Source organism: Archangium sp. (assembly GCF_036388035.1).
Classification (GTDB): Bacteria; Myxococcota; Myxococcia; order Myxococcales; family Myxococcaceae; genus Archangium.
The window spans coordinates 1-12,708 of the sequence record NZ_DASVSO010000682.1 but is presented as its reverse complement, the minus strand read 5'-3'; the positions used below and the strand labels follow the sequence as shown (position 1 = coordinate 12,708).

The window sequence follows — 12,708 nt, the reverse complement described above, 5'->3', positions numbered from 1 at the left end:
CCCGCGCCGCATCCAACGCCGCGTCCGGCCCCGGCGGCGAGCCCAACAGCTCCGCCAGCGCCCCCTCGCTCTGCTCCCCGTACTCCTCCGACCGCCCCCTGCCCCGCCGCTTCAAGTACTTCAACCGGTTGATGCAGTGGTTCTTCCCAATCCGGAACAACCACGTGGACAGCTTCGCGTCCTCGCGGAAGCGCGTGAGGTGCTGGTGGGCACTCACGAAGATGTCCTGCACCAGATCGTTCGCCTCCTCACGGTCTCCCAACATCCGCACGCAGAAGTCGTAGAGCCGGTCCTGGTGCGCCCGCACCAGGGACTCGAAGGCCTCCGGCTCGCCCCGCCGCAGCCGCGCGAGCAACAACCGCTCCTCGCGCGCCGCCGCGTCGGACTCGCCAGTCACCGACGTCCCCTCCAGTTCCATCCCGAGCACCCCGCTCGAAGGCACCGGTGACCTCCCGCGCGACCTGTCCCGCGCGATTCCATCCTACCCCACCCCACCGCTCCCCGTTCCGCGACCTTGGACAACGAGGTCGCGGAAAGGTTCCCGCCCATTTCCCGGGCTATTCGGGGGCGTTGCGGTTGGGGTTCTTCACGCCCATGAGCTGGGCAGTGACGAACTCCTCCAGCTCTCCGTTGAGCACCGCGTCCACGTTGCCCGTCTCCACCCCGGTGCGCAGGTCCTTCACCATCCGGTAGGGCGCGAGCACGTAGGAGCGGATCTGCGAGCCGAAGGAGATGTCCTTCTTCTGCGCCTCGGCGGCGGCCTGCTCCGCCTCGCGCTTCTTGAGCTCCAGCTCGTAGAGGCGGGCCCGGAGGATCTTGAAGGCCATGTCCTTGTTGGCCGACTGCGAGCGCTCCGTCTGGCAGGTGATGAGGATGTTGGTGGGCAGGTGGCGCAGCTGCGCCGTCGAGGAGGTCTTGTTGACCTTCTGGCCGCCCGCGCCACCGCCGCGGATGAACTTCAGCTCGTAGTCCTTCTCCGGGATGTCGATGTGGATGGTGTCATCGACCTCCGGGTAGACGTCCACCGAGGCGAAGGCCGTCTGCCGGCGCGCGTTGGCGTCGAAGGGGCTGATGCGCACGAGCCGGTGCACGCCCACCTCGGCCTTGAGGAAGCCGTAGGCGAACTCGCCCTCAATCCGCAGCGAGACGTTCTTGAAGCCCGCCTCCTCGCCCTCCTGCTGGTCGTTGATCTCGACCTTCCAGCCCTTGCCCTCGCAGTAGCGCGCGTACATGCGCATGAGCATCGCGGCCCAGTCCATCGAGTCCGTGCCGCCCGCGCCCGCGTTGATGTCCATGAAGCAGTTGGACCGGTCCTGCTCGCCCGAGAGCATCCGCGCCAGCTCGAGCTTCGCCACGTCCGCCTCGAGCGAGACGAGCGAGGCCTCGGCCTCCTTCGCGCTGTCCTCGTCGTTGGCCTCGGCGGCCAGCTCGAAGAGCACCTGCGCGTCCTCCAGGCCCCGCAGCGTCTTCTCGAAGGTGCCCACGCTCGACTCCAGCGTGGACTTCTCCTTGAGCATCGCCTGCGCCTTGACGTTGTCGTCCCAGAAGTTGGGAAGCGTGGACTCGCGCTCGATCAGTGCAATGCGGGACCGCTTGCGGTCGAGGTCAAAGATGCCCCCGGAGCGCCATGAGGCGCTCCCGCAGGCCGTTGATCTTCTCCGTCGAATCGTTGTTCGCCATGGATGTCCTCAGTGTGCGCGCGAGGGGACCCCGCGCGCGATTGCCGAATCTTCCGTCTCAGGAAGCCTTCAGGGAAGAAGTCAGTGATTCAGAGGCCGCGCCCGTCGCGGGAGCACAGCTCAGCTTCAGAGCCGCCGCCATCCCCACCGACATGGGCAGGATGAAGGCGATGAGGCGCCAGTTGTCCTGGTCGAACATGGGCAGCACCTTCAGCACCAGCCCCACCTCGCCCAGCAACGCCAGCTTCCACCACAGGCGCCACAGCCGCTCGCGCGCCTTCGTCGAGCCGAACATCATCTGGAGGCCCAGCGGCACCGCCAGCACCGTGAGCGGGTTGGCCAGGAAGAGGTTCTCGTTGCGCCACGTCACCGTGTGCTCCGTGCCCAGCCACATGACGAACAGGGCCAGACCCGGGATTCCGAACACCAGCCCCATGAGCACGTTCTGCAGGCCGAGCAGGATGCGAGGAGCCCGGGCACCGCTCCGCCGGCCCCACAGCGCCAGGCCCACCGCGGCCCCACCGAACGCCAGGCCCAACACGAGCAGAACCGGCCCGTACTTCGGCGGCTCGGGGGGAGTGGCCGGGCGGCCCTGCGCCTCGTAAAGGACGGTGGTCTTCGCCACCAGCGGCTGCTTCTGCCCGTCCTCACCCACCACCTGCATCTCCGCCGCCTGCCGCTCCAGCTCGTCCGGGAGGAACGCCTCCTGCCAGCGGGTGACGGGCCGGTCGATCTCATCGTTCATCAGGAAGTCGAGCAGCAGGCTCATGCCCGGGCCGACCGCCGTGTAGCGGCGCGTGTGCTCGCGCAACGTCATCCGCCCGGGGCCGCTCATCGCCTGGTGGAACTGCCCGCCCACCACCTTGTCGATGCCGTCGCGCAGCCGCGTCACGCAGTTGTCGTCGTAGTGCTGGTACAGGTAGTTGCGGTTCTCCGGCAGCACGTTCTCCGCCAGGAAACGCCCCATCTCCACCTTCTTCGCCGGAGACAGGTTCAGCTCCTGCAGCCGCACGTCCCGGTTCAACGAGCGGTAGAAGCGGAACGTCGCCGAGGGGCTCGCGTCGTCCACCCAGAACTCGAGCCGCCCCATTGCGTAGCGCATCAGCATGCGCTCGTCGAAGGAGAACATCCCGTAGTTGTAGAGGCGCGAGCGCTGCAGCCGTCGGTCCTCCACCACCAGCGAGCCGTGCCCCCACCACGAGGCCACGTCGTCGCCGGGCCCGAAGGTCACCAGGTAGATGGCGAGGTCCTCGCCCTGGCTCTCGCCCGTCCCCCAGGGAGGCAGGTCTTGGGCGCGGGCCGTAGTCGCGGCCAGCAGCAGGCCGAGCAGGCAGGTCAGCAATGGGGCAAGGCGGGGCATTGTCCGTCCCAACAAACGAGGGCGGGCCTACCTATCATGCGTAACGCCCGACTCAACCCCGTGTGTGCTCCCCAGGTGAGCGGGCGTTCAGTCCATCCAGGTCCCCACGGCACGACGGAGGCCGTCAGGTCATGAGCTTGCGGGCCCGGGGGGCCACCGCGTCGCCCACCATTCCACTCTCGCCCAGCAGCTCCTCCTCCGTGCGCGCCATCTTCTGCGCGTCGCGGGGGCGCTCGTGGTCGTAGCCCAGCAGGTGCAGCAGCCCGTGCGCCAGGTAGCGCGCCACCTCGGCCTCCAGCGTGCGCTCGTACTCCTTGGCCTGCCGCTTCGCCGTGTCCAGCGAGATGACCACGTCCCCGAGCTGCCTCGGCCCCGGCGTGCCCTTGGGCAGGTCCCCCGCCGGGAAGCTCAGCACGTCCGTCGCCTTGTCCTTCTTGCGCCACGTGCGGTTGAGCCGGCGGATGGCGTGGTCGCCCACGAGCGAGATGGACAGCTCGCTGCCCGTCAGCTCCAGCTTCGCCAGGAACCTCTCCGCCAGGTCCGTCACCTGCTTGGCGAAGCGCTTGCCCTGCGGGTGCGCCACCTGCACCGTCACCCGGTTCTCCTCGGGCTCCTCGGCGGCCTCCTCGATGTGGGCCAGCTCCACCCGGAAGGCCGGCGCGCAGACCGAGTAGTAGTCACACGCCCCCTGCCCGTCGTTGCGGTACACCACCCGCTGGCCCCGCGGCACCAGCCCCATCTCCCCCTCGCCGATGACCTGCCGCTTCCGCTCCACCACCAGCGTCAGCTCGCCCTTGAGGACGATGACCACCTCGTCGAACTCGGGCGTGTGTGCCGGCTCGGACCAGCCCGGTGGCGCCAGCATCCGCGCCACCGACACGGACTCGGTGCCCGTCGTCTCGACCCCCACGAACTCCTCGATGCGCTTCCCGTCCTCACGCGGGACGATCTTGCCCTTGCGCAGCTTCACGTTCGGCCTCCTCCGGCCTCGTGCCTCAAGTGCCCGCCGGGCGCGCCTTGCCGCCGTCCTGCTTCGTGCCCGCCACCGCCAGCGCCGGCCCCTTGGGGCCCGCCTGCAACGCTCCCGCCGGGTACTCCGGGCGCGCATGGTAGATGCCCTCCAGCGTGTGCAGGAAGGACTGCGAGATCAGGTTCAGGTCCCTCAGCGTCAGGTCGCACTCGTCGAGCTGCCCCTCGGAGAAGATGAGGTTGATCATCTTCTGCACCTGGGCCTGCAGCCGTACGGTGGTGGGCTCGGTCAGCGAGCGCGTCGAGGCCTCCACCGCGTCGGCGATCATCACCAGCGCCGCCTCGCGGAACTGCGGCTTGGGGCCCGGGTAGCGGTAGATGCTCTCGTCGATGGGCGGGGCGCCTTCCTTGCCCTCCTGCTCCTTGACGGCCTTGTGGAAGAAGTAGCCCACCAGCCGCGTGCCGTGGTGCTGCGGAATCGCGTCCGCCACCAGCTTGGGCAGGCGGTACTGGCGCGCCATCTCCAGCCCCTCGGTGACGTGGCGCTTGATGATGACGGCGCTCATCGCCGGGGCGAGGCTGTCGTGCTTGTTCTCGCCCTTCTGATTCTCCCCGAAGTAGAGCGGATTCCGGCCCTTGCCGATGTCGTGGTAGTACGCGCACGAGCGCGCCAGCAGCGGGTTGGCCCCAATCGTCTCCGCCGCGTTCTCCACCAGCGTGCCGATGATGATGGAGTGGTGGTAGGTGCCCGGCGCCTGGACGATGAGCTCCTTGAGCGCCGGGTGGTTCAGGTTGGCCAGCTCCAGCAGCTTCAGGTCCGACGCGTAGCCGAACACGGACTCGATGAGCGGCGTGAGCGCCATCACCATCACCGGCACCGCCACCGCGGTGCCCGCGAAGGCGAACAGGGCCGTGAGCAGCGTATCGCCCGTGAGTCCCTTGCCCTCGGCCAGGAAGAGGCAGAGCACCGCCAACAGGTTGACCCCGCCCGTGGTCAGGCCCGCCTTGAAGATGCCCACCCGGTCCTTGGCCCGGGTGACGCGGTCCGCCGCCACCAGCGCGCCCACCAGCGCGTAGATGCCGAAGGACAGCGAGTTGCCCAGCATCACCCCGACGAGGCTCGCCAGCACCAGCGCGAAGAAGAGCGCCAGCTCCTCGGAGAGGATGAAGCGCACCAGCATGGCCCCGGCCGCCACCGGGAAGGCGTAGTAGAAGGCCTCCAGCGGCAGCGTCGCGTACCGGTCCTGCACCGCGTCCGCGATGGACACCCAGAGCTGCAGCAGGCCCAGCATCAGCACCAGCAGCAGGCCCAGCAACAGCCCGTCCTTGCGCGTGGGCCGGAAGCGCCGGAAGGCCGCTCGGCAGAAGACGTACGTGGCCGAGATGAGCAGCGCCACCAGCCCCGTGCCGCCCACCTGGAGCTGCACCAGATCCAGCCGGTCCGTCTGCGAGCGCATGCCCCGGATGGCCACCAGGTGCGTCTCGTTGACCAGCTCGCCGTCGCCGATGACCCGCTGGCCCTTCTTGATGGAGATGACGGCGTCCTTCACCGCCTCCGCCGCCTGACGCCGCCGCGCGTCCGTCTCCGCCAGGTTGATGGTGAGGTTGGGCCGCACCAGCCGCTTGGCCAGTCGCAGCGCCGCCCGGCGCTGCACGCCCGGCGAGTCCGGTAGCAGGTTGCCCGGAATGGAGGCGAAGCGGTCCAGCTCCGTGTGCGCCTCGCGCACGTCCACCACCGTGGGCGCCGTCCCCGCCAGCATCTGCTCACCGTTGTGCCGCAAGTCCCTCACGGTGAGGCCCTGCGGCCCCTGGCGCGACATCTCCTCGCGCGAGCCCGCCACGTACACCGGCGCGGGCTCCGAGAAGCCGTACGCCCGCTCCACCAGCAACAGCGTGGCCGCCTCCACCGCCTCGGAGAAGCGCGCCACGGACAGCGCCTGGAAGTCCTCGGGCTCGAGCGCCGCGTCCCTGCGCCCGAACAGGAGCACCTGGAAGTCCTCCCGCAGGGCGTCCAATTCGCGGCGCTGGCGCTCGCGCTCCTCCGGTGACACCGCCGGCCTGCGCGCCTGCTGGGCCCTCCCGCCCTCCGCCGTCGCCTCGGCGCCTTCCCTGGCCGCCAGGCGCCTGCGCATCTCCGCGAAGGCCCCGCTCGTCGCGGCGCGGACCTCCGACACCACCCCCGGGCTCAGGTCGTACACCGGCCGCACCGCGCTGCGCGCTTCCTGGCGCCGCTGCTCGGTCATCGCCTGGTGGATGATCTCGTAGTCCCGCCCCGCCTTGAAACCCGCCGGCGAGCTCGCCCGGAAGGGCTTGCCCAGGTGATCCTCGGTGAGGGCGGGAATCTGCTGGCTGAAGAGGCCCGGGGAGATGACGAAGCCCGCGGCCACGGAAACGGCCGCCAACAACAACAGGCTCGTCAGGCGTCGGCCCCACCGGGGACCGAGCCGGAAGCGGCGGGCGAGCGCGTCCAGCGGACTGGGTCCGGGGGGCGACGGGTCCGGTTCGGTCATGAGATGGTTCAACCTATGGGAGGCGTGACGGGTACTTCAAGCACGGAGGGCGGCGGATTTCTTCCCGCCGCCCCCAGGCGCCTGCTCGGTCCCTGAATCAGGGAAGTCAAGGGGTTGACGTGTCCGATTCCGACGGCTTGCCCGGAGCCGGGGCCCCCGAGGCCTCCGCTGCCTTGAGCGCCTTGGCCGCCTGCTGGGCCGCGTCGAAGCGGTCGTAGGCGCGGATCACCTCCTGCACCAGCGGGTGGCGGACCACGTCCACCTCGGTGAACTCGGAGATGTTGATGCCCTCCACGTTCTTGAGGATGGAGCGGGCGTGGTGCAGACCGCTCATCTTGCCCGTCGGCAGGTCCACCTGCGTCACGTCGCCGGTGATGACCGCCTTGCTGTTGTAGCCCAGGCGGGTGAGGAACATCTTCATCTGCTCGACGGTGGTGTTCTGCGCCTCGTCGAGGATGACGAAGGAGTCGTTGAGGGTGCGGCCGCGCATGAAGGCCAGCGGGGCCACCTCCACCACTCCCTGCTCGATGAGGCTGTTGGCGCGATCCACGGCCATCATGTCGTGCAGGGCGTCGTAGAGCGGGCGCAGGTAGGGGTTGACCTTCTCGGCCAGGTCACCCGGAAGGAAGCCCAGCTTCTCGCCGGCCTCCACCGCGGGACGCGCCAGGACGATGCGCTTGACCTTGCGCTCCTGCAGGAAGGACACCGCCATGGCCATGGCGAGGTACGTCTTGCCCGTACCGGCGGGGCCGATGCCGAAGACGATGTCGTGGGCGCGGATGGCGTCCACGTAGCGCTTCTGCGCGAGGCTCTTGGGGGCGATCTGCTTGTTGCCCGAGCTCTTGAGCACCGCGCCGAGCATGACCTCCTGGAGGGACTCGGCGCCGCCGCGACCGAGCACCTTGATGGCCTGCTCGACGTCCTCGCGGTAGACGGGTCGCCCGGCACGGATGACCTCCTCGAGGTTCTCCACCAGCCGCACCGCGAAGGCCACGGCGTCAGAGGGCCCGGACAGGTGGAGCTCGGTCCCCCGCTGGCCGACCCGGATGCCGAGGCGGCGCTCCATGAGCTTGAGGTTTTCGTTCTGGTTGCCACACAGCGCCAGCGTCGTCGCGTTGTCGCGGACATCCACCTTGGCGGAGGTGGGGCTCGCTGCGGGGGCCTCTACAGTGGCGGAATTTCGCAATTCGTCCAATCCCTCAATCCCTCGGGGCGGGTTCCAGGCCGAAAATCGACCTCACACTTCAAGCTAACGTCCCTCCGCTGCCAGCGAAAGGCGGAAGCAAGCAGTCCGCCTAGCGCAGGGGAGGTAGCAGGATGAACTGCCGTTCTGACGTGCGGCGATAATAGTAATCGTCCCGCCAGGGGTAGCGCAGATCTTCTCGCTGGAGGAGTCCTCCCTCCACCAAGGCCTCGAGGCCTTCGGGGAGAGCGCCCTTCTCCAGACGGAACACCTCCAGCGCCGCCTCGATTCGGGCCTGTTGCGCGCGCGACAGAAGCCGTTGGGTCGCCGGGTCCGCGTACGAGGAAGCCGACTCGTCGCCCAGGTCCCAGGTGTCCGGCTTGAGGCGCGAGCCCACGAAGCCCAGCGCGGCCAGCACCATCATGGTGACGACGCCCCGGGCCACCATGCCGCCCACCCGGACGAACAGGCCGGCGCCGCCCCCCGAGGCCGCCCGCCCCGTGGGCTGGATGCCGCGGATGTAGTCGAGGTTGAGGAGGTTGACGAGCGCCTTGGAGGTCTCGAACTCGCCCAGGCAGCTCAGGTCCACCAGCTTGCGCACGTCGCGGCCGGGGGCGATGAGGCCGTAGACGCGGCGCTCGGAGCTGCCGATGGACTTGAAGTCGCCCTTGTTCTCGTCCTTCTTCTCCTCCTTCGCCTCGGAGAAGGCGTCGTCGAAGGAGGCATCGAAGTCGTCCTCCTTCTCAACCCGGGCGGGCAGCTCCTTCACCTTCTCGAAGGTCATCGCCTCGTGGGAGATCTTCTTCCGGACGAGGGGCCACTCGTCCACCATCCGGAAGCCTTCCATCAGCACGCTCTCGGCGCGCAGCGGGCTGATGAACTCCCCGTCCGCGGAGACGTCCTCCACCTTGAACTCGTAGGTGCCCGACTTCCAGCCGAAGAGCCCATAGAGGGTCTCCGTCACCTGGAGCTGCATCATCTGCTTGAGCTTCTCGGCGGTGATGAAGCCGCTGGAGATGAGCACGTCGCCGAGCCGCTTGAGGGTGCGCTTCTGCACGTCCAGCGCGCTCTCGAGCTGCGGCTCGGTGATGAGCTCGGCCCGCACCAGCATGTTGCCGATGAGGTCCTTCTTCTTCCGGGTGATGCTCTCGGCCCGGACGATGTTGCCGTCCCGGAAGAAGACCTGGACGTCCTGATCCTTGCTCTTGAGGTAGAGCACACCGGTCTTCTGCTGCTGACCGATGAGCTGCAGGATGTCCGCGATACCGAAACCCTTGAGCGTTCCCGAGAGGGCCATTGTCGTTCCGACCTACTCGTTCTGGCGGCGGTACAGGCCGCGCAACGTCAGAAGGTGAAGGGGGATGAGGATGAGCAGCAGCGGAGCCAGCTTGAGGTACAGCGGCATCTCGCCATACGGGGCGCGCAGCACCCCGGAGCGCAGCAGCACGCCGGACACCGCCAGAAGGAAGAAGAAGGCGTAGAGGGCCCCGCGCACCGGCAGCCCGTGGAAGAGGTGGCCCGCCCCGGACACCAGCGCGCCGAAGGCGTACGACACGCCACTCTCCAGTCGGCGGTGGCGCTCGATCTCGATCTGCTTGCGGGCCCGGACGCGCGCCTCCACCGCTCCCTTGTTGCGGGAGAAGACGTTGACGCACTGGGCGCACGTCTTGGCGGCCACGCCCAGCTCCTTGTCGCAGCGCCCGCACACCGGGCGACCGCACTTCTCGCACTCGCGCGAGGCCCTCACCTTCTGGCCCGCGAAGCCCCAGCCGAAGGCGAACAGCGCTCCCAGCACGGGCAGCATCCAGGCCGTCCCCGCCGAGCCCTTCCCGAGCAGCCGGCGCGAGAGCTGCGCCTCCACCCGCTGCGCCGCCACCGGATCCTCGGTGTCCGGCATGTCCACCTCGGTGATCGTCGGGCTGATCAGCAGGCGGTTCATCAGCAGGCGCTCATCCAGCGGGCGCTTCCACATCAGCAGGGAGCCATCCAGGCGCTGCGCGGCGCCGAGCGCATCGCGTGCCCGCTGGTTCTCCACGCCGATCAAATCGTCCGGGGCCACCGCGGCCCGGCGGCGGTACACCTCGGCGAGGTTGAAGGCCGGAGCGGCCAGCCCCGGGTCCGCGCCCGAGGCCTCGGCGTAGATGCGCGCCGCGCCGTCCTGGTCCCCCGTGGCCAGCATCGCGTTGCCCAGGTTGGTCATCAGCCCCGCGTGGCCGGGCCGCAGGGCCGCCGCCGCCTTGTAGTGGGCGATGGCCTCCTGCATCTGACCGCGGCGGGCCTCGAAGCGACCGAGCGCGAACAGCTCCGCGAAGCCGGCCTGCTTCTTCTCGTGCCGCGCGCGCACCCGGTCCGCCACCTGCTCCACGGCGAGTCCGCCGCGCTCCAGCACGTAGACGTCCTCGGCCACCGTCCCGGCGAAGCTCGCGGACAGGGCCATCTTCCCGGCGGCGAACGGCACCAGCGCCGCCAGCACCAGCAGCACCGCGGCCACCGCCCGCTCCGACACCGAGAGGTAGAAGGCCACCGACACCAGCAGCAGGAGCAGCACCGGCACCAGGCCCAGCCGCAGGGAGATGGGCGTGCCGATGAGCAGCAGTACCGCCAGGGCCGCCGTCTGCCACCTGGCCGCCGCCTTGGGGAAGAGGTGGTGGAAGTCATGGAGGAAGAAGCGCACGCGCCGCGCGAAGAGCACGCCCACCACCACCGCCGCCGTGGCCAGCACCGCCACCAGGAACACCGCCCCGAGGTCCGCCATCACCGGACGCCGGTAGCGCGGATCCTTCACCATCACCGAGAGCGCGGCCTTCACCTCGCGGAAGTACGGGCCCACGTCGCCCGCGGAGCGGCGCATGTAGGCCTCGGCCAGCGCGAGCCGCGCGTAGGGCAGGTTCGGCGAGAGCGTCACCGCCTGCTCCACGAGCAGCAGCGCCCCCGCGGAGTCGTTGGCCTTGCGCCGGCCCTCGGCCGCCCGGATGAAGGCGATGCTGAGCGCCTCCATGTCCAGGGCCCCCACGTCGTCCTTGAGGTCCACCAGTTCCTGCTGGGCCTTGCGCGCCGTCTCCATGTCCAGCGCGGCCACGGCCTTCTGCCACTTGTCCCAGGCCTGCTGCAGGTCCGCGTCCGTCACCCTCGGGGTGAGGATGGTGGGCGGGGGAGGCCGGACCACCGGCGCCGGGGCCGGCGGCTGCGCGGCGGCCGCGGGGGTGGGCACGGGCGTCTCCTCCACGCCCGCCGACGGCTCCGCCTCGGCCTCCTCGTCTCGCGACGCGCCCTTGCCCTTCTTGCCACGGCCCCGCGGCGCGGCCTCCTCCTCCACCTGCTCCTCGGAGTCGTCGGCGTCGAGCTCCTCGGGCGTGGCCATCTCCTCGGGATCCAGATCCTGAGGATTGACGTAGCCCTTGGACGGGGTCGGGTTCTGCTTCTGCTGCTTCGATGCCTTCGGCTGCGCGTGCGCCCACTGCAGGGGCGTCCACAACGTGAGGCACATCAGCAGCGACAGGATGCGCAAGAGGGAGGAGCGCGACATTCGAGGGCCCGATGATAGGCGACGGGCCACCCCCACGGAAGTTGTCATGTCCCTCCAGGGGTTTTCCCGTGTTAGCAGGAGCCCGCTTGCTCGGAGAGGAGAAGGAAACGTGAGTGCAGCAGGGGAGCAATTGGACAGGCTGGTGGAAATCATGGCCCGCCTGCGGGCCCAGGATGGCTGCCCTTGGGACAGGGAGCAGGATCTGCGCTCGCTGCGTCCCTACCTCACCGAGGAGGCTTTCGAAGTCCTCGACGAAATGGATCGAGTGGCCGAGGGCGGCCCGTGGCGCCCGCTGTGCGAGGAGCTGGGGGATCTGCTCTTCCAGATCGTCTTCCATGCCCGGCTCGCCGAGGAGCTGGGGGAGTTCTCCATGGCGGACGTGTCCGCCTCCATCAGCGACAAGCTCACCCGCCGCCACCCGCACGTCTTCGGGGAGAAGCAGGCGGATGGCACCCCCCAGGTGCTGGCCAACTGGGCGAAGCTCAAGGCGCAGGAGCGCAAGGAGAAGACGGGCCGCGAGGGCTCGGTGCTCGACGGCGTGCCCACGGGGGCCCCGTCGCTGCTGCGCGCCGAGCGCCTCACGGAGAAGGCCAGCCGCATCGGCTTCGACTGGCCGAGCCTCCAGGAGGTGCGCGCCAAGCTGTACGAGGAGCTGGGGGAGCTGGACGAGGCCATCGCCTCGGGCAACCGGGACGAGCTGGAGCACGAGCTGGGGGATGTCCTCTTCTCCCTGGCCAACCTCGCGCGCTTCATCCAGACGCCGGCCGAGGACGCGCTGCGCATGGCCAGCCGCCGCTTCACCACGCGCTTCCAACACATCGAGTCCGCCCTGCGCGCCGAGGGCGTCCCCCTGGGAGAGGCCACCCTGGAGCACATGGAGCGCCACTGGCAGGCGGCCAAGGCGGTGGAGAAGGGCCTCCCCCCGCCCACCCGCGTGCCCCGCGCCCCGCTCGTCTCCCTGCGCCTGCCGGTGGGGGACCTCGCCGCCCAACGGGCCTTCTGGGACCGGGTGGCCCCGCTGCTCGGCTGGGGCTCGGAGCGGGGAGGCCCCGACGAGGCGATTTATGGGGATGGGCTGTACCGGCTCGTCTTCACCCCGGGCCCGGCGGCCCCCTCCCCCGCCACCCTCACCTTCGGCGCCCCCTCGGCCGAGGCGGTGGAGCGGCTGCGCACCTCCCTGGAGCGCGCCTCGCCCGGGTGCGTCCTGGAGGGCGGGGGCGCTTCGGACCGGCTCGCCTTCCGGGATCCCTCCGGACTCCACTGGGAATACGCCTTCGGGGCCCGGTGATTGATACGTTCCGTGCGTCTGATCCATGGCATGGATCACGCAAGCCTTGACGCTTGGTAGGCGCCGAAGTAGGTACGGCGCCTCTTTTCCACAGCCGTACGTTGGAGATCACCTTGGCCAACACCAAGTCCGCAGAGAAGCGTAACCGCCAGGCGCAGAAGCGCCGCGCTCGCAATGTCAATGTCCGCAACAC

General features: G+C 69.4%; 9 protein-coding genes and 1 pseudogene. 2 read left to right on the top strand and 8 right to left on the bottom strand.

Going from position 1 to position 12,708, the window contains the following annotated elements; genetic code table 11:
• The 8 genes from VF697_RS27825 to VF697_RS27790 form a co-directional block, all read right to left on the bottom strand.
• Positions 1–442 (bottom strand): RNA polymerase sigma factor (locus VF697_RS27825; RefSeq protein ID WP_331099759.1); only part of this gene is annotated, 442 nt, incomplete at its 3' end.
• Between the two features lie 115 nt (positions 443–557).
• A protein-coding gene (prfB, locus tag VF697_RS27820; RefSeq protein WP_331099758.1) for a peptide chain release factor 2 occupies positions 558–1,680 on the bottom strand; the annotation gives its coding sequence in 2 pieces (ribosomal slippage) (positions 558–1,607 and positions 1,609–1,680; 1,122 coding nt in all).
• Positions 1,681–1,737: 57 nt separating this feature from the next.
• Positions 1,738–3,039 (bottom strand): DUF4105 domain-containing protein, encoded by a 1,302-nt coding sequence (locus VF697_RS27815; protein WP_331099757.1) that lies wholly within the window; start codon positions 3,037–3,039, stop codon positions 1,738–1,740.
• A gap of 124 nt (positions 3,040–3,163) precedes the next feature.
• Entirely contained in the window at positions 3,164–4,009 is an 846-nt protein-coding gene (ybeY, locus tag VF697_RS27810; RefSeq protein ID WP_331099756.1) for an rRNA maturation RNase YbeY, read from the bottom strand.
• 25 nt (positions 4,010–4,034) lie between these two features.
• On the bottom strand, positions 4,035–6,518 hold the full coding sequence (locus VF697_RS27805) for an HDIG domain-containing metalloprotein (RefSeq protein WP_331099755.1): 2,484 nt from the start codon (positions 6,516–6,518) through the stop codon (positions 4,035–4,037).
• A 106-nt stretch (positions 6,519–6,624) separates the two neighbouring features.
• Positions 6,625–7,704, bottom strand: a complete 1,080-nt coding sequence (locus VF697_RS27800) for a PhoH family protein (protein ID WP_331099754.1) — start codon at positions 7,702–7,704, stop codon at positions 6,625–6,627.
• A gap of 109 nt (positions 7,705–7,813) precedes the next feature.
• A complete protein-coding gene (locus VF697_RS27795; RefSeq protein ID WP_331099753.1) occupies positions 7,814–8,998 on the bottom strand; it encodes a DUF4388 domain-containing protein in 1,185 nt (394 codons plus the stop codon).
• Between the two features lie 12 nt (positions 8,999–9,010).
• Positions 9,011–11,227, bottom strand: a complete 2,217-nt coding sequence (locus tag VF697_RS27790) for a tetratricopeptide repeat protein (protein WP_331099752.1) — start codon at positions 11,225–11,227, stop codon at positions 9,011–9,013.
• 151 nt (positions 11,228–11,378) lie between these two features.
• Here VF697_RS27790 and mazG point away from each other — a divergent pair, with 151 nt between their 5' ends.
• Together mazG and VF697_RS27780 are read left to right on the top strand one after the other, a co-directional pair.
• Positions 11,379–12,515, top strand: coding sequence for a nucleoside triphosphate pyrophosphohydrolase (mazG, locus tag VF697_RS27785; protein WP_414641350.1), 1,137 nt, complete (start codon positions 11,379–11,381; stop codon positions 12,513–12,515).
• A gap of 113 nt (positions 12,516–12,628) precedes the next feature.
• Positions 12,629–12,708: pseudogene (locus VF697_RS27780) on the top strand (30S ribosomal protein S20); the annotation flags it as partial.